This is a genomic window from Williamsia sp. DF01-3 (genome assembly GCF_023051145.1).
Classification (GTDB): domain Bacteria; phylum Actinomycetota; class Actinomycetes; order Mycobacteriales; family Mycobacteriaceae; genus Williamsia.
Window position 1 is genome coordinate 4,110,078 of record NZ_JALKFS010000005.1, and the last position, 22,936, is coordinate 4,133,013.

Consider the following 22,936-nt stretch of genomic DNA (forward strand, 5'->3'; position numbering starts at 1 on the left):
TTTGTTGTCCGGTTTGCTCACATGTTGCGCGGGGTAACCACCGTCTGTCCGTGACTCGCGGCTCGGTAGGTCGGCTGAGCTGATCACTGCGTCGCAGCCCGCAGTCAAAGGAGCAACGATGAATCAGCCCCCACCGACAGATCTCTCGACCGTCCAGTTGATCGAACGCCTCTCCGAGCAGACCTCCACCCTCGTCAAGACAGAAGTGCGGAACGCACTCGATGAGGTGAAAACAAAAGGTACAAAACTCGGCATCGGCGTCGGCATCTCCGGAGCAGGTGCTCTGTTGCTGCTGTTCGGATTCGGAACACTCATCGCAGCGGCCGTCCTGGGGTTGGCCACCGCGGTGGATCCATGGCTCGCCGCACTCATCGTCGCGGCCGTACTGGTCGTCATCGGAGCGATCGCTGCCGCGATCGGCGCGTCTCGGGCCAAGAAAGCCGTCCCGCCGGCGCCGCAGGCAACCGTGCACAGCATTCAGCGGGACATCAACACCGTGAGGGAGCATCTCTGATGAGCGAACCGACGTCATCGGGCGCGACACCCGAACCCGGAGCCACTGCGCCCACCGATGTGCCTCCGGTCGAGGAACAGCGCGCCGAGTTGGCCCAGACAGTGGACGCGCTGGCGCAGAAGTTCGATGTACCCACCCGCGTCAAAACGGCTGCCGCGGACACCGCGCACACCGCGCAGATCAAAGCCAAAGACAACCAGCAGGTCCTGGCGACCTCCGGCGCGATCGGGGCAGTGCTGCTCGTCCTGCTCGTGGTTGTCCGTCGTCGCCGTTCGAAGAAGAGGGAGATCGTATGAGCGCCGTGTCCAAAGCCGCCTACAAGCCGCTGTCGTTGGCCACAAGCGTCCTTGGCGGTGTCGCGGCGTCAGCCGCATTCGCTCAGGTCTGGAAGCGTCTGGGTAACGATGCCAAGGCGCCTGATCCCAAAGACCTCCAGAGGAGCAACACCGAAGTCTTGGTCGCCGCTGCACTGCAGGGTCTGATCTTTGGCCTCGTGAAAGCTGCGGTCGATCGGGCCGGTGCACGTGGCTACAAGGCGGTCACCCACGAAGACCCATCCTGATCGAGGGCCCTTCGCCTCCGACTGGAACACCACCCCCGGATATAGCAAAAACCCGCGTTCTGCGTGATGCAGAACGCGGGTTCTTGTCTTCGTAGCGGGGACAGGATTTGAACCTGCGACCTCTGGGTTATGAGCCCAGCGAGCTACCGAGCTGCTCCACCCCGCGGCGGTGAACACAACGTTACAGGCGGGCACCTGCGAAGTGCAAATCGCCCGCCTGTAACGCCGGTCACGCTTCTGAACTGGGCAAACGCTAGCCCGTCGGCAGATTCTCGTAATCGCGCACCGCAGCCTGCAGATCCGTCTGTGCCTGACCGTAGGCGGTGAAGTTACCCGCCGACAGGGCCTGCTGCATGGCGGTCAGGGCATCGTCCATCCGCTTCACGATCGCATCTCGTTGGGGCGACGGCGGGACCGCGGACTGGCCGTCGGCCGGCGGCGGCGTCGGGGTCTGTCCCTGCTGCGGTTGAGTACCCGGCTGCACCACAGGCGCGCTTTCAGCCCCCGGGATCTGCGTCACGGAGGACGGATCGATCCCGACACCTGCGAGCGCTGCCGCGACGGTGGGCGCATAACCCACCCGAGGCGGCTGGCCGCTGCTGTCGTCGTACCGCACGATCACACGGACCAGGCGCGGGAACGTACCCGCTGTCGACTTCGCCTGCGCGTACATCGGCACCACGTTCAGGACCCCGTTGTTGCCGACCGGCAAAGTCAGCAGATTGCCGAAGGTGACATCCGCTGTGTTCTCGAGGTTCTTGCGGCTCTCTGCTACGCGGGTGTCGGTCTCCATTGCGCTGAAGACCTGTTTGGGACCTTCACGCTGGGTGTTCGGCGGGAGATTCTTGATGGTGATCTGACCGTAGTTCTCCGGGTCGGAGGACACGGTCACGTATGCCGCCAAGAACTCCTGCTTCAGGACGTTGAAGACTGACGTCAGCTGGAACGACGGCCTCTTCGTCTCAGGATCGGACGCGACAAAGTAGTACGGCGGCTGATCGAGCCCCCGGGTGACCGCAGCGCTGTCCGTCGGATCGGCAGGCACCGACCAGAAGGCGTCTCCCTGGAAGAACGTCTGCGGGTTGGTCACGTGGTACTTCGTCAGCAGCTGACGCTGGATCTTGAACAGATCCTCCGGGTAACGCACGTGGTCGCGCAGGTCTGCGTTCTCCGCATTGTCGAACTCCGCGCGCGACTTCACCGAATCGGGAAACACCTTCATCCAGGTCTTCAGGACAGGATCCTTGTCGTCGAACTGGTAGAGCGTGACCTCGCCCGAGTAGGCGTCCACGGTGGCCTTCACCGAGTTGCGGACATACGAGACCTGCCGGTTGACCTGAGTGCGTCCCGTTTGGCCCTGATTGAGCTGCTGTGCATCGGTGGTCGCATCTTCGAGTGACGTCTTCTGCGCGTAGGGGAATGCGTCGAGAGTGGTGTACCCGTCGACGATCCACTTGACCGAGCCGTCGGACATCACGGCCGGATAGGTCTTCGAGTCGACGGTCAACCAAGGTGCGGCCTTCTTGACACGGTCACGAGGATCACGGTTGTAGATGATCTTCGACTCTTCGTTGATGGCCCCCGAGAGCAGCAGGTTGCGCTCGGTGTACTTGACTGCGTAGGCAAATCGGTTGAACCAGTTGGACAGCGGCACACCGGCATCACCCTGGTAGGTGTACTTGGGTGTGTCCGCGGTGTCGAACTCCCGCGGCTCACCGTTGTTGCCGACGATCGCGTAGTCGGGATTCACCTTGGAGATCAGTTCACCGAAGTAGATACGGGGCTGCGTCACCTTGATGGGCGCGTTCGCCTTGTATTCGTCGGTCTGATAATTACTCAGGTCACTGACGTTGAAGACGGGCTCACCGCCACCGTTGACATCACTCTCACTGGAGACGGCTTCGTTCACGGTGTTGGCGGGAGCGGCGATGAAACCGTTGCCGTGGGTGTAGACGGTGTGCTTGTTGAGCCAGTTCTGCTGGTTCGCCTCGAACCTGGTCGGGTCGAGTTCCCTTGCGGCGACCACGAAGTCACGCATCTCGCCGTCGACCGTGTAACGGTCGAGGGCAAGTTGGGACGGGAAGCCGTAGAAGTTCTGCTGCCGCTTGAGCTGAGCGAAGGCCGGCGACACGATGTTGGGATCGAGGAGCCGGATGTTCGACAGGGTCGGTGCGTCGGCGTCGACCTGATCGGCATTGGCCGGTTCACCGGTCCAGTTCGCCTGGGTCTTCACCCTGTCGTCACCGATTCCGTAGGCCGCCTTGGTGGCCTCGATGTTCCGGTTGATGAACTCGGCTTCCTTCTCGGCCGCGTTGGGCTTCACCGAGAACTGCTCCATGGCAGCGGGCCAGCCCACGCCGATGACCAACGCCGACAACAACATCATGGCGGTGGCCAGGGCAGGGATACGAAGGTCGCGAAGGACCACACCGGCGAAGAACGCCAACGCACAGATGATGGCGATCGCCATGAGGATCAATTTCGACGGCAGCACCGCGTTGATGTCGGTGTAGCTGGCGCCATTGAAGATCTCTTGCTTACGGGTGCTGCTCAGCAGCGTGTACCGGTCGAGCCAGTACGCGATGGCCTTGAGCAACAAGAAGGTACCGGCGATGACCGCCAACTGGATTCGTGCCGCGTTGGTCAGCGTTCCGCCGCGTCCGGCGAGACGGATCCCGCCGAAGATGTAGTGGGTCACCAAACTGACGACAAACGCGATCACCACGACGACGAACAGGTAGTTCAGCACGAAGCGATAGAACGGGAGATCAAACGCGTAGAAGCCGACATCGAGGCCGAACTCCGGATCCTTGCTGCCAAAGCTCTCACCGTTGAGGAACATCTGCACGGTGGACCACGAGCCCTGCGCGACCAGGCCCGCAAGAAGTCCGACCAGCAACGTCGGGATGATGGCAAACCACCGGATGCGGCTCATCACCACGGTGCGGTAACGCGCGATCGGATCGCCTGGCCCACTCGTCGGAACGAACACCGGCCGACTGCGATAGGCGAGCCACAACGCACCGAAGATGATCAGTCCGGCAATGGCGCCGCAGATCCCGAACAGCGCGATGCGCGTCCAGATGATCTTGCTGAACACCGAGCTGTAGCCGATGTCCTTGAACCACAACCAGTCGGTGTAGATGGTGATGAGCCTCGGCCCCACCAGCAACACCACCAGAACGATGACGGCAGTGGCGATGAGCGCCTTGCTTCGCCGCGACAACGTCGGCATTGCTGCCGGACCCCGGATTCCCACGTGTTCTACTCCAACTTTTATGCCGGGGGCACCGCACCCGGTCTTGACCAACACTTTACTTTGCGGCGCCCCGCTGCCTCGCTGAGCGTTGAAAGCCGAGAGAGTGGCCGGTATCGGCTCCTCTACTCCGCATTACTTAGAACAGTACCGATCGCAGCTGTGAACCGTCTTGTGCGTGCATGGCGTTGCTCACCGGCGGATGAAGACGTGGGTGCGAACCCCGCTGACAGGTGTGTTCGAACGGATCACTCGCCGCATACGGAGCCGTAGATGTCACTATTGTCCGGTGACCGATCCGCAGCCGCCCGTCCTCTCCCCCGACGCCCTGGGAAGCGCGATCCGTGAAGTCGTGGAGTTCGTCGATGCCGCCGGCTGGGGTCAGCCGCCGCAGCTGTTCGCGCTCGTACCCACCGCGTTGCTGGCAGACACCCAACCGGACTGGGTCGACGACCACGACACATCCGAGCTCACGCTCATCGAACAGGCCCCGCTGCCCGTGTCGCCCGACAGTGGCATGGCCGAACTCGAGCATGTTCTGGCCACCACCAGCTGGCCACCGGACGTCGAAGGGTGCGCCCTGGTCCAAGAGATCATCGTGTTGCCACCGGAGGCCCAGAGCGATCTGGACGAGGCACTGGGCCCGCTGCTCACCGACCCCGACGCTGCCGACCACGCTGCGCGCAGCGCCGCCGAAGCGCATCCGGAGAGTCGCGGGGCGCGTCTGGCCGCAGCGGTACTGCGTGACGGACGGGCATTGAGCCTCCTGCAGCTCGCTCCGGGCACAGAAGATGATCCCGACGCCCCGATCGAATTGCTACAACATCCCGAGTTGGCGCCCAGCCTCCTGGCCGCTCTCGCCGGGACACTGGAGAACACCCCGCCGGAGGAATAGTCGGACGAACAGTCGTCCGGGCGGGCCGCGTCGGAGGTCAGCAACCCGGTGGCGTACGACCCGCTTCGAGTTCCTTCAATCCGTCGACGGCGTTCTGCAATGTGTCGACCTTGACCAGGGTCAGACCGTCCGGTGTGTCCGATTTCGCCTCGGCACAATTGCCGGACGGGACCAGAAATGCTTCGGCGCCCGCATCTTTCGCGGCCCGCATCTTGTGTGTGATGCCGCCGATCTCGCCCACGTCCCCATCCGGGGTGATCGTCCCGGTGCCGGCGATGAAGTCGCCGCCGGTGAGCTCTCCGGGACTCAACTTGTCGATCACGGCCAAAGTCAGCATCAATCCGGCCGACGGTCCGCCGATGTCACCGACGTTGAAATCCACGTCGAGCCCGGGGTCGCCGTTCTCCTCGGCGAGCGTGATGCCGAGGATCCCCTTCGACTCGTCGTCGGGATTGGCACCCAGGGTCACCCGCGCCGTGACCGGTTTTCCGTCGCGAAGGACGTCGAGTGTCACCTCGGTACCGGGGGCGAACCGGCCGAGCTCCGCCCGCAGGGCGTTCGGGTCTTCGACAGCCACTCCGTTGACCGCGACGATGTCGTCGCCCGGTTCGAGCTTGCCCGCCGACGGTCCGTTGTCGTCGACACCACCGACCACCTGTTCCACCGGCCGCCCCAGATAGTTCAGTGCGGCAAGCGTCGCGGAGTTCTCCGAGCCGGTCATCTGCTGCTTGTTCTCTGCGTCCACCTCGTCGTTGGACTTGCCCGGCGGGTACACCCGGTCGCGCGGCTGCAGCTCATCGTCGCCGGAGAACCAGAATCCCATCGCCTGGAACAGCGTCAGGTTGTCGGTCACCGAGACGGTGGTCAGGTTGAGGTTGCCCGTCGTCGGGTCGGTCTGCGTCCCACCGATCGCGACGACATCGATCATCTCGCCGTTCGATCCGTCTTTCAGCTGGCCCAGCGTGTTGACCGTCGGACCCGGTCCCAGTGCCACGTAGGGCACCTTCACCAGCGTTCCCAGCAAGACGAACGCAACCAGGAACGCCAACGCCACCAGCAACGTGGTGACCCGCCGGTATTCCGGGGCAACTCTGAGGGACTGCATTTTCACCAGGCCCAGCGTAGAGGGTGACCGTTCGCCGAGAGCGGATGGATTCGCAGGAGGATCCGGGCTGATGCGCCGGTACCGTAGAGGTATGAATGACTTGCCTTTCGGTTTCTCTCCTTCGTCCGGCGACGACGGGGACGGTGACGAGCGCGGCAAGAAACCCGGCGATTTCGATCCCAATCAGCTCGGGCAGATGCTCTCGCAGCTCGGGCAGATGCTGTCCGGTATGGGAGCCGGAATGGGCACGGGCGGCGGTGGCGAGCCGGTCAACTACCAGGTGGCGACCTCGCTGGCCCGCCAGCAGATCGGCAAACACACCCCGGTCAGCGACCGGGAGACGTCCGCGGTCACCGATTCAGTCCGGTTGGCCGAGGTGTGGCTCGATGCCGTGACCACACTGCCCGCGGGAGTCACCACCACCGAGGCATGGACGCCGGTGGACTGGCTCGAGAAGACGCTGCCGGTGTGGAAGACGTTGTGCAATCCGGTCGCCGAGCAGATGGCGACCACCTGGTCCAAGAACCTGCCGGAAGAAGCTCGAGATTTTGCCGGCCCCATGCTCGGCATGGTCACCCAGATGGGTGGGATGGCCTTCGGAACCCAGCTCGGGCAGGGCCTGGGCCAGCTCGCGAAGGAAGTACTGACGTCCAGCGATGTCGGCTTGCCACTGGCTCCCACCGGAACGGCTGTGCTGCTCCCCGAGGCGATCGCCGCGTTCAGCGAGGGCCTGGAACAGCCCAGCCAGGAGATCATCGTGTTCTTGGCGGCGCGCGAGGCCGCCCATGTGCGGTTGTTCTCGCACGTCCCGTGGCTCCGCCAACGCCTGCTGGCGACCGTCGAGGAGTACGCCCGCGGGATCTCCATCGACTTCTCCGGCATCCAGGACGCCGCGGCGGGCATCGATCCGGCCCAGCTGCTGTCCGATCCGAGCAAGCTCCAAGACCTCCTCGGCGGCGGCGCGGCGTTCGAACCGAAGACCAGCCCCGCTCAGGAACACGCCCTTGCCCGCCTGGAGACGCTCTTGGCTCTCATCGAGGGCTGGGTCGAAACCGTTGTCTCCCAAGCTCTCCACGACCGGATTCCGTCGGTGGGCGCACTCACCGAGACGATGCGCAGGCGACGGGCCACCGGTGGACCGGCCGAGGAGACCTTCGCCACCCTCATCGGACTCGAACTACGCCCGCGCAAGTTGCGCGAAGCCGCCGACCTCTGGCGCAAACTGCTGGAGTCGTCGGACGTGACCACACGCGATGGCGTGTGGGCGCACCCCGACCTGGTTCCCGACGCCGACGACCTCGACCATCCGGCGGCCTTCATCGACCGGGTGATCGGCGGTGGAGTGGACGCGTTCGACGACCCGATCGCCCAACTCGAGAAGACCATCGCGGACGAGGCCAAACGTGCCGAGAAGCGCCCGCCCACCGACGACGAGGACGATCAGAAGTCGCCAGGCGCCTGAGTTTTCTACCGGGACGCATACGTCCTGCTCGAGCTGCATTTCGCCCTGTGGATAACTGACGTCAGCGGGCGTCGGTCCCCACGTCGCGGTGGTTGAGTGGCGGCATGGCTGTTGTGATGTCTTTGCCCCGGTTACGGCCGGAGACGGTGATCGTGTTGCGTCCCGGCGGCCGGGTGCAGGTCGGATGCGACCCGGAGACCGCCGTTGTGCTCGAACCGCCGGTCCACGTTTCCCCCGCCCGTCTGGTCGGACTGCTGCGGTGGATGACCGGGCCTCGGTCGGTCACCGAGGTGACGGCCGCGGCCGCGGACATCGGGCTCGACCTCGACGAGGTCCGGGGCATTCTCGACCGTTTGGTTGCGATCGGGATCGGACACCACTTACCGCATGCGGGCACCCACCGCCCACTGACGATCCGTGTGCACGGCTCGGGGCCACTGGCAAGCGCAGTCGCCAAAGCGGTCGGCGCCGGGGGCCAACGCGTTCGGCAATCGGTGCGGCGACCTCGACTCGCTCCTGACCACCCGGCCACGGAGAAGGCCTTTGCGACCTGGTCGGCCGATCTTGTTGTGCTGACCGACTTCCTCACACACGACCCGTGGCTGATATCGGATCTGATGAAGTCGCGGGTCCCGCACCTGACCGTCCGGCTGCGCGACGGATCCGGAGTGATCGGGCCGCTGGTGTTGCCGGGGCTCACGAGCTGCCTCGTGTGCGCCGACCACCACCGGCGCGACCGCGACGCCGAGTGGCCCATCATCAGCGCCCAGCTGTTCGGTCAACGCGGGTGGGCCAGTCCGGCGACCATAGCGGGCACCGTGGCCCTCACCGTGGCGCAGATCGAACACATCACGGCTGTCACCAGCGCTGCAGCATCGGCATCGGCATCGCCCGACCACGATCCACCCACCACGGTGAACGCGACGATCGAGCTGCGGCCGAATGCAACATCGCTGCAGATCAGGCAGTGGACGCCGCACCCGCTATGCGGTTGCGGGGTGCCGGCGTGATCTAAGCTCGAAGAATCGGGAAAGGGGAAAACTCAATGGCTGAGATCACACGAGGTGGAGCGCGGCGCAATGCCAAGCTCGCCTCGCTTCCGCTCGGGGTGGCAGGACGGGCGGCGACGGGGTTCGGCAGACGGTTGGCAGGTGGGGACCGTGATGAGATTGCCGCAGACATGCTCGAGAAGACCGCCGAGCAGCTGTTCGCCGTCCTGGGCGAGCTGAAGGGCGGCGCCATGAAGGTAGGCCAGGCGCTGTCGATCATGGAGGCGGCGATCCCCGAGGAGTTCGGCGAACCCTTCCGTGACGCTCTCACCAAGCTCCAGGCAGAAGCCCCACCACTGCCCGCAGCCAAGGTGCACGGCGTGCTCGACAACCAGTTGGGCACCAAGTGGCGTGACCGATTCCAGGAATTCTCCGACGAACCGGCGGCCTCGGCGTCCATCGGCCAGGTACACAAGGCGGTGTGGCACGACGGCCGCGACGTCGCGGTGAAAGTGCAGTACCCCGGTGCCGACCACGCCCTCAAGGCCGATCTCAAGACCATGTCGCGGATGACCGGACTGCTCAAGCGCCTGTCCCCCGGTACCGACGTCAAGTCGATGATGGACGAGCTCATCGAGCGCACCGAAGACGAACTGAACTACACGAAGGAAGCCAACAATCAGCGGGCCTTCGCGAAGGGATTCGCCGACGACCCCAGTTTCGTGGTGCCCCGGGTGGTTGCTTCGGCCCCCAAAGTTGTTGTGTCGGAATGGATCACCGGAACACCCATGTCGAAGGTGATCAAGAACGGCACACAGGAGGAGCGAAACGACGCTGCGGCGAAGATGACCGAGTTCGAGGTCAGCTCACCGAAGCGGGTAGGACTGGTCCATGGCGATCCCCACCCGGGGAACTTCCAGTTCCTCGCCGATGGCCGGATGGCGATTCTCGACTTCGGCGCCGTGGGCATCTACCCGAACGGTCTGCCTGCGGCGACCGGGCCGATCCTCCGGCTGTGCCGCGACAACAAGTACGACGAGCTGAAGGAAGAAATGGTGCGAGCCAACTTCATCCAGCGCTCGCATCAGGACAAGGTCACCCCGAGTGACCTCGAGGCGTACCTGCGTCCGTACGTCGATCCGCTCTACAGCGAGTCGTTCCACTTCACCCGCAAATGGCTGCAGAGGGCGGCGGGCGCAGCCTCGGATCCACGTGGGGACGTCTACCGCACTTCACGAAACCTGAACTGTCCCAAGGAGTATGTGATGGTGTTCCGGGTTCTCGGCGGCTGTGTGGGTATCGCAGCCCAACTCGACGCCGAGGCCCCCTATCGGGCGATCATGGAGAAGTGGGTCGACGGGCTGGCCGAGTAGAAGGCACCGGCTGATTCAGACACACGAGCGGGCGGTCTGTGTAGTTCTCACAGACCGCCCGCTCTGTCGTCGCGGAGCTCATGCCGCCGTCTGGTTCTTACGTGGCCGTCCGCGGGGACGCTTACGGGCGATTACCACACCCTGATCGAAGATCTCTCCACCCCACACGCCCCACGGCTCACCGCGTTCGAGTGCTTCGGCCAGGCATTCCCGCCGTAATGGGCAATCGGCGCACAATGCCTTCGCCTGCTCGAGCTGACTCGGGTTCTCGGAAAACCACAGGTCCGCGTCGGCGTACTGGCATGGCAACTCGGTCTTAGATATGTCCAGTGCGAGCCCGCCGCCTATATATGACTCGAGTAACTCGGTCATCAGTTCCTCCACTGTCGAATGTGCTCTCGGATTTGTCTTGAAAACCCGGGCTCACAGTGGGGGAACTACAGATGTTCCACTTCACACAAGTGAGGCCACGGGTTCGCTGTTGCGACTCGCCGTGGCCTCGAATGAATTGATCTGTGTCAGATCGACGTTCGTCGGGGTCGCACGGGAAGCGCTGAGCGGTTTACCGCCGGAATCGCTGCTTTCGGAGCCAGGAGTTCCGGCTTCATGGCGGCGATTGCGGGGGTATGTCCGGGTCGCGGACGCAGGCCTTGGACAGGCAGATACCACGACTCGCACACGCCGGCGGCGCTGATGAAATCGTTCACGGTCCCTGTCCTTCCCTGCTCGTTCGAGATGCACATTCGGTGCGATGTGGCGGCTCGGTGGTCACTCGAACACATCGAGTAGCCCCTCGCCTTGGTGATGTGGACCAGCCTAAACGTCGACGCCGAGATTGCACAACCTATTTTTGACCTGCAGTTTTTCCGAGATCTCGGGCGAAGGACCGTCGACCGGTCAGCCCCCGCCGTTGTCGCGGACCAGGGCCAGCAAATCCTCGCCGTATTGGTCCAGCTTCTTGGCGCCGATTCCCGGTATGGCAACGAGCGCAGGCACATCCCCGGGTTGCTGCTCGGCAATCGCGATCAGCGTGTTGTCGGAGAACACCACGTAGGCCGGAACCTTCTGTTCCTTGGCCCTGCCGCTGCGCCACTCCTTGAGAGCGACCAGCAAACCTTCGTCGAGGTCGGACGGACAACTCTCGCATCGGCCCAACAGCGAGGCGGTCTTGCCGAGAAGCGCTTTCCCGCAAACTCGGCAGCGCGGCCCCGATCGTTTCCGTTTCGGTTCGGCGATCCTGGAGGCGGGCGAGTCGTCCGGGACGAGGTCGGCAAGAAATCTCGACCGCCGTCGCGAACGCCTGCCACCCTCATTGCGCGCGAGTGCCCACGACAGCTGCAGGTGTTCGCGCGCCCGGGTGATGCCGACGTACAGCAGCCGCCTTTCTTCTTCGATCGCCACATCGCCGGCGTTGATGGCCTGGCTGATCGGCACGGAGCCATCCACCATGCCCACCAGGAACACGGCGTCCCATTCGAGTCCCTTGGCGGCGTGCAGCGACGACAGCGTGACACCTTGCACGGTCGGTGGATGCCGCGCTTCAGCACGGGCTGCCAGCTCTCGGGACAACTCGGTCAGAGTCAGGTGCTCGTTCTCATGCACCATCTCCTCGGTCAGATTCAGCAAGGCCCGCAACGACTCCCAGCGCTCTCGAGCCTGGGCACCGGCCGGCGGGTCGTCGCTCAGACCGAGCGGGACGAGGATGGCCCGCAGCAGGGTGACCACATCTGCCTCAGCTGGCAGGTCGTCGCGGCCAGCGGTCTGCTGCACAGCCCGCATCGCCTGCCGGATCTCTGATCGGGCGAAGAACGCCTCGCCTCCGCGTACCTGGTACGGGATGCCTGCCGCCGTCAGCGCCTGCTCATGGGCTTCGGACTGGGCGTTGATGCGATAGAGGATCGCGATCTCGGATCCGGGAACACCTTGGGCCATCAATCGCTTGATCGCCTTCGCGACGGCAGCGGCTTCAGCCGGCTCGTCGTCGTACTCGGCGAAATCCGGCGCGGGTCCGGGCGGTCGTTGCCCGATGAGCTGCAGGCGAGTACCCGCGATGCGACCGCGGGCGGCTCCGATCACGCGGTTGGCCAGACCGACCACCTGCGGAGTGGATCGGTAGTCGCGCTCGAGGCGGACCACCATCGCCTCCGGGAACCGCCGGGAGAAGTCGAGAAGGTAACTCGGGGTTGCGCCGGTGAACGAGTAGATCGTCTGGTTGGCATCACCCACCACCGTCAGGTCGTCCCGCTCGCCCAGCCAGGCGTTGAGCAGCGCCTGCTGCGCGGGCGTCACATCCTGGTACTCGTCGACCACAAAGCAGCGATATCGGTCGCGGAACTCTTCGGCGACCACGGGATGGTCGTCGAGGATGGCACGTGTCATGAGCAGCAGGTCGTCGAAATCGAGGAGCTGATCTCCTGAGGGTGACACCTTGAGTTGTTCGTATCGCTCGTAGACCAGCGCGACCTGTTCGGCAGGCATCGGCGCCTCTCGCCGCGACTTGGACACCTCCACCGCGTACTGATCCGGGCCGATCAACGAGCCTTTTGCCCATTCGATCTCCGAGATGAGGTCACGGAGAGAGTCGGTGGTGGTGGGCGCCCCCGCCGACCGGGCCGCGCGGGACACGACGGGGAACTTGTTGTCGAGCAGTTCCCACTGGTTGTCGCCGATCGCCTGTGGCCAGAAGTACCTGAGTTGCCGCATGGCCGCGGCGTGGAATGTCAACGCCTGCACCGCATTACCTGACCCGGCGATTCCCAGCGAACGGAGCCGGGTCCGCATCTCTCCGGCAGCGCGCGCCGTGAACGTGACCGCCAGCACCTGACTGCCCCGCACATGACCGTCGCCGACCAGGTGCGCGATCCGCCGGGTGATCGTGCGCGTCTTGCCGGTGCCGGCGCCTGCGAGCACACACACCGGGCCGCGAGGGGCGAGCACCGCCGCCTGCTGTTCGGGGTCCAGTGAGTCCATGTGCTCAGTATTCCAACGAGGGCCGACACCACTGCGTCCGCCCGCCGCAGCGGACGGGGAACAGCTGTGGCGGTCGTGGTGTTATGTAGGCGTGACTACCGAGAACGCGACTTTGACCATGTACACCACCACCTGGTGCGGGTACTGCAAGCGCCTGAAGATGGGCCTGCGCAGTCAGGGCATCGAATGGGTGGAAATCGACATCGAGCAGGACCCCAGCGCCGCTGACTTCGTCGGCAGTGTGAACGGCGGCAACCACGTGGTTCCCACCGTGAAGTTCGCCGATGGCAGCACCGCGACGAACCCGACGGTCGCCGACGTCCGCAAGAAGCTCGGGGTCTAGACCCCGCCCGACGTGTCGGACGGTGGCGCCAACCGGCCCGGCTCCGACTGCTCGGCTCCCGCACCACGGGATGCCGGGCGGTCTGTGTCTGCTGGGGTGTGCGCCCAGGCGCGGATGAGCGCACTCGCGATCGAGATCGATCCCGGCAATCTCAGCCGGGCATCGTCGATGATCGGCTTGCCGTCGGCCCCCATCCAATCCTGCTGGGCTTCGAGCGCTTCGAGCACCTCTGCGCGGCTGAACCACTCGGCGTCCGCGATCTCGCCGTCGATGAAATCGAGAGCCTGATCCGGGTCTGCCGTGACCTCGAATCCCACCATCAGGGAACGGGGAAAGGGCCACGGTTGCGACCCCACGTACTGCGGATCCCAGCAGTCAAGTCCCACCTCTTCGTGCACCTCGCGCACCACGCACTGCTCCAGCGATTCACCGGGCTCGACGAATCCGGCCAGCGTCGAGAACCAGCGCTCGGGCCACTGCGACTGTCTGCCGAGCAGGATCTGGTCGGCGCCATCGTGGACGACGGTGATGATCGCCGGATCCGTTCGGGGGAACTCCTCGCGGCCACTGATGGTGTTGCGGCGGACCCAGCCGCCTTTCGCAGGTTCTGTCGGATTGCCGTCGACCGGCGAAAAACGGGCTGAGTCATGCCAATTGAGCACTCCCAGCGCGGTGGACAGAATTCCGGCTTCGTCGGCGCCGAGGAGTTGCGCTCCACGCCGTGGGTCGTCTTTCGGCCCGTCGATGATGTCGAACCGCATGGCCCACATATCGGTGCCCTCTTCGGGATGCAGGCCGAGGAACACCGCCTCCGGCGGGGGTTCGTCACCGACGTCCACCGCCATGATCCAGCCGAGACCGTCCTCGCCCACCGGATACCGGCCCGACGGGTCGATCTGTAGGAGTAGGGCGTGCGGCCATCCTTCTGTCAGTCGTTGCTTGTCGTGCCTGATCTCGTCGGCACGGTTGTACACCGCGCGCGACAACATCGGGGGCTTGTCGAACTCAAATCGCCGCAAGCGAATTCACCTCTTGCCTCGGATCGATCTCTTCTCGGCCGGGTAGTTCGGTCATCCCTGGCCCTGCCGCACATAGAGCAGTCGATCACCGTGTTCGATCGCGTCGACTTTGCTGTCGTCGATGCGGTGCAGCGTGCCGCCCCGCACCACGCCGAGGACGATCTCGGACAGGTGCCGGGGCGACCCACCCACCTCGTCCGGTTCCACGTCCCGCTCGGCGATCGCAAATCCCTCGTCAGGAGTCAGGAGGTCCTCGATCACCTGCACGACGGTGGGAGTGCTGGTGGCCAGCCCCAGCAGGCGGCCGGCGGTCTCCGAACTCACCACCACCGAGTCGGCGCCCGATTGACGGATCAGGTGGGTGTTCTCCGCTTCGCGGATGGACGCGACGATCTTCGCGTTCGGCGCGAGTTCACGAGCGGTCAACGTCGCCAGGACTGCCGTGTCGTCGCGGTTCGCGGCCACGATGATGGAGGACGCATGTTGTGCGCCCGCAAGTCGCAGCACGTCGGATCGGGTCGCGTCACCGCGCACGGTCACCAGCCCCTTGGCAGCAGCATTGTCGAGCACTGTCTGGTCACCGTCCACCACAACGATTTCCGAGGGCTTCTGACCGTCGGCGATCATCGCCTTGACTGCTGTCTTGCCCTTGGTCCCGTACCCGATCACCACGGTGTGATTACGCACCTTGTTCCTCCAACGCTGGATTTTGAGAGCTTGACGGGATCGCTCGGTCAGCACTTCCAGCGTGGTGCCGACCAACACGATCAGGAACATGACGCGGATCGGGGTGATGACCAGTACGTTGACCAACCTGGCCGTCGGGGTGAGAGGCGTGATGTCTCCATAGCCCGTAGTGGACAGTGACACCGTCGCGTAGTAGAGGCAGTCGAGGAACGACAGCGGCCCACCTCCGCTGTCCTTGTAGCCGTCTCGGTCGACGTAGACGATCATCACCGCCGCGAACAGCACTGCGAGCGCGATCGCAACACGTCGCGTGATCGCCCGGATCGGGCTGGATTGCAAGTTCGGGATATGAACGACACCGACCAGCGCGTGGTCGGGCATGTCGGTCAGCTCTTCGCTCTTGAACCGCCGGCGGAGCCTGCCTGCGGGCATCAATGCCTCCCGACGAAGGCGCCGACACGGCGCCGGGAAAATTGCATACGCACAAGTGGGGACTGTAGTCCTTTTCCGCACCGGTGGTAATCAACACCGATCTCGTCACCATCAGGCATGGTGGACGCATGAACAGTGGCAAGCACAAGTTGCGGCAGTTGACGTTTCCCGATGATGCGACGCTGGCGAGGCGGATGGGCGTCGGCCTGTTGGGTATCGGCGCCTTGCACTTCCTCGCACCCAAACCGTTCGATGACCTGATCCCCGAGGAACTGCCAGGTAATCCGCGTGCCTACACGTATGGCTCCGGCGTTGTCGAACTCGCGGTCGGCGGCGCCCTTCTCGCTCCCCGGACCCGTCGCTTCGCCGGGCTGTTCTCGGTTCTGTTGTTCATCGGCGTGTACCCCGGGAACATCAACATGGTGCGCATCTACCGCAACAAACCACTGCCCTACCGGCTGGTCGCGTGGGCACGCCTGCCTTTCCAGTTCCCCATGGTGTGGGCGGGATGGCGGGTCTGGAAGACCGCGCCCAAGGTCTGACCGGTTCAGGGTCGTTCTCGCTTCTCACGTCTGATGAGGTCGGCCAGTCCGGAGCGGTCGGGCAGGTTCGCGGGTTCGAGCGTGGTGTTCGACCGTACGTAGTGGAACGCCGCCCGCACCTTCTCCAGGTCGACGCCGGTGAGTTCCGCCCAGGCCACCCGGTAGGCGGCGAGCTGGACGAACACCGACTTCTCCTGTGCCGCAGTGGGTCGGGCACCGGTCTTCCAATCCACCACGGTGAAGCCGCCGTCCGGTTCGGAGAACACCGCATCGATCCGGCCCCGGACGATGGTGTCGGCGATGACCGTCTCGAACGGCACCTCGACCTCGATGGGGTTCCTTGCGGCCCACCGGGACCGGAGGAACTGCTCCCGCAGCACCTCCAGGTCGGCGTCCGAGCCCCCTTCGGCGTCGGCCGCTCCCGGCAACTCGTCGATGTCGAGCAGTCGGGTGGCGCCGAATCTCCGTTCCACCCAGGCATGGAAGGCGGTGCCGCGGCGGGCCAGTGGATTGGGTTTGAACGGCAGCGGCCTGCGCAGGCGCCGGGCAAAGGTCTCCTCGTCCTTGTCCAGTTCGACGAGCTGGCTGACCGATAGATGCTGCGGCATCGTCACCTCGATGTCGGTGCCGAGGCCACTTTCCCGTTCGGCGAGCAGCACCGCGAGGTCGTTGGCCCAATCGCGGACCTGCGGGTCGTCGGCCGACAGGTCGGGTTCGGGTTCGGCGCCCATGTCGAAGAGGGCCGGCTCGCCGCGGGCTCGCAACGCGGCGCGCACGAGATCGGCGCCGCGTTCGACACCAGGACGGCGGGAACCGAGCGGATCAGCGGGCCACGGCACGCCGGCGGTCAACGCCGCCAAGGGATTGTCTGCGTTCTCTTCAGGAGTCGCCGCCCAGCCCGCGATGGTCAATCCTGGTGCGCCGTCGCTCGAGGTCTCGATCAGCCGAGAAGCGATGTCGTGCAACTCGGTCAAGAAGATCGAGGGTCCACGAGGTTTGTCACCGCCGTCGGACCAGTGATGCCCCGAGATGACCAATGCCCTCTTGGTCCGCGTCAAAGCCACGTACAGCAATCGCCGATCCTCTTCGAGCTTGCGGTTGCGCAAAGCGTCCTTGTGGGCCTCGATTGCGTCCTCGAGTTCTTTGCGGTTGTCGAGTTCGGCCAGCTCGAGAGGTGGGAAGCCCTCGGCGCCCAGTGTCTCGGCGAGGTCGCCCCGCAACTCCGCAGGTAGTTCCCGCGCACTACCGAGCCAGGTCCCGTCGGCCTTTCCACCCGGGAAGATGTTCGTGCACAGATGCGCGATCACCACCACGTCCCATTCGAGGCCCTTGGCCGCATGCACGGTGAGGATTTGGACGCGGTCTTCGGCGATCTCGACCTTGCCCGGTTCCAGACCCTTCTCGATGTCGGCGGCAGACTCGAGAAAGGCGAGCAGTCCAGGCAGGGTGGCGGCCGACCGCTCGGTGTAGTCGGCCACGTACTCGGCAAAGGCGTCGAGGTGCTCGCGGCCGGTGATGTTGCCTCGCAGACCCCGTGCCCGGATCTGCGCCTCGACATCGACGCCGATGACCCTCTCCACCTCGGCGACCAACTCGGGTAACGGTTGTCCCATCCGGGCCCGCAAGATGGTCAGCTGGTGACCGAACGATTTGATCCTGCGGTACCCGTCGGGTGAATACCGTTGCGCCGGACCGGGGTCGGCCAGTGCATCACCGAGACCGGCTTGATCCACCACCTCGGTCGGCACCGCGGAATCGAGCGCGCTGTCGAGTTCTTCCAGACTCGTCATCGTGCCGGTGACGATGTTGGTACCGGCAGCGAGGTCCCGCGCACGCGCCCACAGGGCAGCGATGTCACGCGCCCCGAGCCGCCACCGCGGTCCGGTGAGGAGTCGCACGGCAGCCGTCCCCGCCATGGGATCAGCCATCAGACGGAGCATCGCCACCACGTCCTGGACCTCCGGTACACCCAGCAGGCCGCCGATGCCGACCACTTCCGCCGCGATGCCACGATCGGTGAGTTCGGCCGCGAGCGGCGCCGAATCCTCGTTGCGGCGCACCAGGATCGCCACCGTCGGCGGTGGACCCTCGGCACGGTTGTACTCGTCTTCGATCTGGTCGACGATCCACTCACGCTCCTGCACCACGGTCTCGGTCAGAGCCATGGTGATGGTTCCGGTCGGTGCATCGTCACGCGGCCGCAAGATGCTCACCGGCACACCCCGCCGTCGCAGCTCCTCGGACGCGGCGTTGGCCATGTCGAGGGCGTGGCGGGCGTTACGCCAGCTGGTCAGCAGTTCCAGGCGTTGCGCGGGAGTCCCGTCACTGCAACGGAAATCGGTGGTGAAGCGGGGCAGATTGGCAGCCGACGCGCCGCGCCAGCCATAGATCGACTGGATCGGGTCACCGACCGCGGTCACCGCAATCCCGGCGCCCCGTGTCACCCCGGGCGGCGTTCCGAACAGCTCCGACAGCAGCACGCGCTGGGAATGTCCGGTGTCCTGGTATTCGTCGAGCAACACCGCGCCGATGGCGGCGCGTTCGGACTCGCCCACCTCCGGGTGACGTGCGACGAGTTGGGCAGCCAGCGACATCTGACTACCGAAGTCGAGCACGTTCGCCTCGCGCATCGCAGCGCCCAACGCGGCCACCAACGGCATCAACGCGCGCCGCTCATCGATGACGGATTGGATGGACCGGAGCTTCTGAGGCGGCTCAGGTCGTTGCCTGCCGGTCGGGGGCAGGGTGTCGATGAGCTCGTAGAGCGAGTCGCCCGCGGTGGCGAGCTGGTCGAGGTCCACCAGGTGCTCGGCGAGCTCGCTGTAGAGCTTCAGTACCGATTCGGTCACGCCGCCAGGGGTTTTGGTGGTCTCGAGGTCATCGGTCCACCCCGCCACCACCGAGAATGCCAGTTGCCACAGTTCGGTTTCGCTGAGCAAGGTGGCCGAGGGTTCCACAGGCAGCAGCAATCCGTAGTCGGCGATCAGCCTGCCGGCGTAGGCGTGGTAGGTACTCACCTGCGGGTCTGCCGACCGAAGCCGGCCACGCAACGTGCCGTCGGGGTCCCAGTTCTGCATCGCCGGCGATCCCGCGAGCATCGACAACCGCCGGCGGATGCGCGCGGCGAGTTCTTGGGCGGCCTTTCGGGTGAAGGTCAGGCCCAGCACTGCGTCCGGCTCGACCATACGGTTGGCCACCAGCCACACCACACGGGAAGCCATGGTCTCGGTTTTGCCTGCACCCGCGCCGGCGACCACCAGCACGGGCTCCATCGGCGCCTCGATCACCTCGACCTGCTCATCGGTGGGCGAGGGCAGACCGAGCGCCGCCGACAGGACCCGGGCGGAGATCCTCGTCATCGTTCCGGTGTCAGCCATCGGTCACGGTCCTGCCGTCGAGTTGGGCCGGACAGCTCGCGGTGAGTGGACAGTGCCCGCATCCGTCGTTCACGGTGGCCACGAACTGCGGCCCGATACTGCGGTGGGCGGCCGCCCGCACCACGGCGAGCCACTGCTCCACCTGCTCTTCCGACAGGGGCGGCTGATCACGTTGCGCCGCACCGGTTTTGTTGTTCGAGTTGTTGACGTAGACGAGCGATCCACCACCTGGCTCGACCGGTCCGACAGCCTGCACACCACCGAGCCGCAACGCGAGCTGATAGGTGGCCAGCTGCGCGTGCTCCTGGGCGGCCTGCACCGACAGCGTGGTCTTGCCGGTCTTCACATCCACCACCACCGGGCGTCCGGCGCTGTCCTGTTCGAGCCGGTCGATGCGCCCGCGTAGCCGCACCTCGGGCATGTCGACGGTCTCGCCGTCGGCGTCCTGGACCGAGGCGGGTTCGATTCGCGCATCCACGTCCACCTCGACTCCCACCTCGGTGAGCGTCTCGCGGGACACCTTCAGCCAGCGCTGGAAGTTGGTGAGCATCTCCTCGGTGCGTTCGAGTTCGCGGCGCGAGAACCACGGTGCCCCGACATCCACCTGGTCCCAGACCCGCCGCAGTGCAGCAGTGACATCGTCGGGTGGGATCTCTCCGGCGACGGCCTGCACAAGTGTGTGGACAAGCGTTCCGGCGACGGCCGGACGTGAATCGCCGTCGCGGCCGCCGTACCGCTCCAGCATCCAGCGCAGCGAGCAGGTTCCCAGCGCCTCCACACTGGACGGCGAAAGGGTCAGCGGCCCAGCCGACTCCGACCACAGAGGGATCTCCGAACTGGGAGCAGCGAGGCCGTACCACTGGTCGGGATGCGCACCCGGAACACCGGCATCGGCGAGCTCGGCGAGCATGTCTGCGGCGGCTTTCGCCCGTTCCGTAGGCGTAGCGGTGGCTGCGCACACCTCGGCGCGCAACTCGGCGACCAGCGACGACAGCGACAGCACCCGTCGCAGACCTGGCTCCACCGGGAGCTCCAGTTCGATCTCATCGTCGTCCACGGCGCCCTTCTCGACGATCGCGGCCAATTCGCCGATGAACCGTGAGGGCGCGGCATCTCCGCTCCCGTCGTCGACAGCACTGACCATCAGTCGATCGCGGGCCCGTGTGCATGCCACCAGCAGCAGTCGACGCTCCTCGGCGAGAGCCATCGCGGTGCGCGAGATGGTGTCCAGCGCATCGGCGTCCACGCCATCGAGAAGATCAACCAACTGTCCGGTACCGAGGATGCTCCCCCGGCTGCGCAGGCTCGGCCACAAACCGTCCTGAACACCCGCGACCGCCACGACGTCCCATTCGCGACCGGTGGCCGCATGGGCGGACAACACCGTGACGGCGTCCGATGAAGCCTGCGCCATGCGGGATTCGGTGGGGATCTGCAACGCGCCGAGATAATCCAGGAACCCACCGAGTGTCGCGGCAGGCAGGCTGTCGGTGAAGCTCGCCGCGGCGTCGAACAGCGCCACCATCGCATCGAGGTCCCGATCGGCCTGCGCACCACCGGGTCCGTGGTCGCGGCGCATCACCTGATTCGACCATCGCGGGCCGAGTCCGGTGGCCTGCCATGCCTCCCAGAGGATCTCCTCGATACCGCGGCGGTTCTCGTACGCCACGCGAGCTGCGCCGATGACCGCGAGAACCCTTGCCAGCGGCTGCTTCTCGGCGTCGGTCAGCCCGTCGAGGTAGTGGTCGACATGGATGGGGTCATGCTCGACTCGAACCCGGTGGCCGGTGACCAGTTCGGCGATGACCGACGCGGAGTCGCGGTCTCCGCCGGATTCGGTCTCGATACGACGCAGTCCACGCCGTAGCCGCCGCAGCGCAGCCGGGTCGGCTCCTCCGATGGGTCCAGCGAGCAGTTCGAGCGCTTCCTCCGGCTCCAGCGGTTCCGACACCGCGCGCAGGGCCAGCAGCATCGCAGCCACCGAGCGTTGACGCGCGAGTGGGATCTCGCTGGCCGGTGTCATCACCGGCACACCGGCCGAGCGCAGCGCGCGCCGCAGCGGCGCCATCGCGCGGGGCACCGATCGGACGATGACCGCCATCTCCGACCACGGGACATCGTCGTAGAGGTGCGCCCGGCGCATCATGTCGGCGATGGCCGTGGCCTCTTTGGCGGCCGATCCGTAGATCTTGACCACGGGCACCGGCCCACCCCGGTCGGCGGCCTCGGCCCGGCGCCGACGGGGACCCGGGAGCCGCGCGGCGATCGCCGCGCCCAGGTCGCTGATGGGCTTACTCGACCGGAAGTTGTTGTCGAGCAGAATATCTCGCTCCGGGTCGTCGAGTTCGTCGAGAAACCGCGAACTGGCCCCACGAAAACCGTAGATCGCCTGGTCACCATCTCCGGCGACCACCGTCTGGTGTGTTCCCGCCCCGATCAGCTCGACCAGGGTGGCGGCCTGCGGATCGAGGTGCTGAGCGTCGTCCACCAGCAGATACCGCACCCGCGCTCGCTCGCGCCGCAGGAGATCGGGGTCGGTCGCGAATGCTGTGAGAGCAGAGCCCACCAGCTCTGCGGCGTCGACTGCGGGCGCGGTCGCCTGAGGTGCCTCCAGCCCGACCGCCCCCCGCAGCAGACCGCTCTGCTCGTACTGACGGTAGGCCTTGCCGACCGCCTCCCACTCCGGGCGCTTGTGCCTGCGGCCCAGCGCCATCAGGTCCTCGGGCCCCACACCGCGTTCGGCGGCCCGCATCATCATGTCCCGCAATGCCTGCGCAAATCCGTTGGTACCCAGAGCCGGCCGCAAACGCGGCGGCCAGTAGCCGGCACCGTCCTCGATGTCGCCGGCCAGGAGTTCCCGTAACACCGCATCCTGCTCGGCGCCGGTGATCAGGCGCGGCGGCGGATTGTCGTGTGCCGCCGCCTGCAGGCGAAGCACCGCAAACGCATAGGAGTGCACGGTGCGAACGATCGGCTCGCGGGTGGCTCGCGGAGCGCGGCCCGCTCCCCCGGCGCGCTGAGCCAGCAGTCGCGCGGTGATCTGCTCGCGCAACTCGGTGGCTGCCCGTCGCCCGGCGGCCAGGACCAGCAGCGACTCCGGATCGATCGCCGGGTCGGCGAGACGGGCCACCGCGACGTCGACGATCAGTGACGTCTTTCCCGCGCCCGGGCCTCCGTGGACCCGCAGTGGGCGGAAACCCGGTGACGCGGCGCCGCCGGGACGGTCGATCAACGACTGCACCCGTTCTGGCCAGGTACGAGGTTCCGCCGGAGGGATGGGCGCCGACACCAGTCGCGTCGTCATGGCTGGCACACGGTCTCCTTCCTCTGGTTCCTCCACGATGGTGTCACGGGTGACCGACATGTCGACCGCGCCACCATCGCCCGGCCGCGCCCGGGTCGGTACTGCG

At 65.6% G+C, this 22,936-nt stretch carries 17 protein-coding genes and 1 tRNA gene; 9 read left to right on the forward strand and 9 right to left on the reverse strand.

Translation table 11 applies throughout. The features are described 5' to 3' along the window. The first annotated feature begins 118 nt into the window (after positions 1–118). The 3 genes from MVA47_RS21520 to MVA47_RS21530 are packed head-to-tail and all read left to right on the forward strand — an operon-like array spanning position 119 to position 1,076. Positions 119–514, forward strand: a complete 396-nt coding sequence (locus MVA47_RS21520) for a phage holin family protein (RefSeq protein WP_030164422.1) — start codon at positions 119–121, stop codon at positions 512–514. After that, the gene (locus MVA47_RS21525) at positions 514–810 is read left to right on the forward strand and encodes a DUF3618 domain-containing protein (RefSeq protein WP_116914995.1); all 297 of its coding nucleotides are present in this window, start codon (positions 514–516) and stop codon (positions 808–810) included. The genes MVA47_RS21520 and MVA47_RS21525 overlap by 1 nt, the downstream gene beginning before the upstream one ends. Beyond that, positions 807–1,076 (forward strand): DUF4235 domain-containing protein, encoded by a 270-nt coding sequence (locus tag MVA47_RS21530; protein WP_247209819.1) that lies wholly within the window; start codon positions 807–809, stop codon positions 1,074–1,076. The genes MVA47_RS21525 and MVA47_RS21530 overlap by 4 nt, the downstream gene beginning before the upstream one ends. Before the next feature lie 92 nt (positions 1,077–1,168). On the opposite strand, the gene MVA47_RS21535 is transcribed toward MVA47_RS21530, so the two are convergent. Continuing rightward, positions 1,169–1,242 (reverse strand) — tRNA-Met (locus MVA47_RS21535). Between the two features lie 87 nt (positions 1,243–1,329). Continuing rightward, positions 1,330–4,311, reverse strand: a complete 2,982-nt coding sequence (locus MVA47_RS21540; protein WP_247210996.1) for a UPF0182 family protein — start codon at positions 4,309–4,311, stop codon at positions 1,330–1,332. A 310-nt stretch (positions 4,312–4,621) separates the two neighbouring features. Here MVA47_RS21540 and MVA47_RS21545 point away from each other — a divergent pair, with 310 nt between their 5' ends. Continuing rightward, positions 4,622–5,227 (forward strand): PPA1309 family protein, encoded by a 606-nt coding sequence (locus MVA47_RS21545; protein WP_247209820.1) that lies wholly within the window; start codon positions 4,622–4,624, stop codon positions 5,225–5,227. A gap of 37 nt (positions 5,228–5,264) precedes the next feature. Here the strand turns inward: MVA47_RS21545 and MVA47_RS21550 are convergent, their stop codons facing one another. Then, complete coding sequence (locus MVA47_RS21550) at positions 5,265–6,332, reverse strand: PDZ domain-containing protein (RefSeq protein ID WP_247210998.1); 1,068 nt, start codon at positions 6,330–6,332, stop codon at positions 5,265–5,267. 91 nt (positions 6,333–6,423) lie between these two features. On the opposite strand from MVA47_RS21550, the gene MVA47_RS21555 reads away from it, so the two are divergent. The 3 genes from MVA47_RS21555 to MVA47_RS21565 all read left to right on the forward strand — a co-directional run bounded on the left by MVA47_RS21555 (position 6,424) and on the right by MVA47_RS21565 (position 10,156). Beyond that, positions 6,424–7,794, forward strand: coding sequence for a zinc-dependent metalloprotease (locus MVA47_RS21555; protein ID WP_247209821.1), 1,371 nt, complete (start codon positions 6,424–6,426; stop codon positions 7,792–7,794). A 104-nt stretch (positions 7,795–7,898) separates the two neighbouring features. Beyond that, complete coding sequence (locus MVA47_RS21560) at positions 7,899–8,804, forward strand: hypothetical protein (protein WP_247209822.1); 906 nt, start codon at positions 7,899–7,901, stop codon at positions 8,802–8,804. Positions 8,805–8,839: 35 nt separating this feature from the next. Further along, the gene (locus MVA47_RS21565; RefSeq protein ID WP_247209823.1) at positions 8,840–10,156 is read left to right on the forward strand and encodes an AarF/ABC1/UbiB kinase family protein; all 1,317 of its coding nucleotides are present in this window, start codon (positions 8,840–8,842) and stop codon (positions 10,154–10,156) included. 78 nt (positions 10,157–10,234) lie between these two features. Here the strand turns inward: MVA47_RS21565 and MVA47_RS21570 are convergent, their stop codons facing one another. Together MVA47_RS21570 and MVA47_RS21575 are read right to left on the reverse strand one after the other, a co-directional pair. Beyond that, positions 10,235–10,528: a WhiB family transcriptional regulator gene (locus MVA47_RS21570; RefSeq protein ID WP_051406386.1), complete on the reverse strand. Its 294-nt coding sequence runs from the start codon at positions 10,526–10,528 to the stop codon at positions 10,235–10,237. A 525-nt stretch (positions 10,529–11,053) separates the two neighbouring features. Then, positions 11,054–13,126 (reverse strand): ATP-dependent DNA helicase UvrD2, encoded by a 2,073-nt coding sequence (locus MVA47_RS21575; RefSeq protein ID WP_030164449.1) that lies wholly within the window; start codon positions 13,124–13,126, stop codon positions 11,054–11,056. Between the two features lie 118 nt (positions 13,127–13,244). Here MVA47_RS21575 and MVA47_RS21580 point away from each other — a divergent pair, with 118 nt between their 5' ends. Beyond that, a complete protein-coding gene (locus tag MVA47_RS21580) occupies positions 13,245–13,469 on the forward strand; it encodes a mycoredoxin (RefSeq protein WP_038252428.1) in 225 nt (74 codons plus the stop codon). Here the strand turns inward: MVA47_RS21580 and nudC are convergent. After that, entirely contained in the window at positions 13,466–14,488 is a 1,023-nt protein-coding gene (nudC, locus tag MVA47_RS21585) for an NAD(+) diphosphatase (protein WP_247209824.1), read from the reverse strand. The two genes, MVA47_RS21580 and nudC, sit on opposite strands and share 4 nt — an antisense overlap. Positions 14,489–14,539: 51 nt before the next feature. Next, on the reverse strand, positions 14,540–15,607 hold the full coding sequence (locus tag MVA47_RS21590; RefSeq protein WP_247209825.1) for a TrkA family potassium uptake protein: 1,068 nt from the start codon (positions 15,605–15,607) through the stop codon (positions 14,540–14,542). 128 nt (positions 15,608–15,735) lie between these two features. Here MVA47_RS21590 and MVA47_RS21595 point away from each other — a divergent pair, with 128 nt between their 5' ends. Beyond that, on the forward strand, positions 15,736–16,149 hold the full coding sequence (locus MVA47_RS21595; protein ID WP_247209826.1) for a hypothetical protein: 414 nt from the start codon (positions 15,736–15,738) through the stop codon (positions 16,147–16,149). Positions 16,150–16,154: 5 nt separating this feature from the next. Here MVA47_RS21595 and MVA47_RS21600 read toward each other — a convergent pair whose 3' ends face one another. Both MVA47_RS21600 and MVA47_RS21605 read right to left on the reverse strand, forming a co-directional pair. After that, the gene (locus MVA47_RS21600) at positions 16,155–19,526 is read right to left on the reverse strand and encodes an ATP-dependent helicase (RefSeq protein WP_247209827.1); all 3,372 of its coding nucleotides are present in this window, start codon (positions 19,524–19,526) and stop codon (positions 16,155–16,157) included. Beyond that, on the reverse strand, positions 19,519–22,830 hold the full coding sequence (locus tag MVA47_RS21605; protein ID WP_247209828.1) for an ATP-dependent DNA helicase: 3,312 nt from the start codon (positions 22,828–22,830) through the stop codon (positions 19,519–19,521). Before MVA47_RS21605 ends, MVA47_RS21600 begins: the two co-directional genes overlap by 8 nt. Positions 22,831–22,936: the final 106 nt, after the last annotated feature.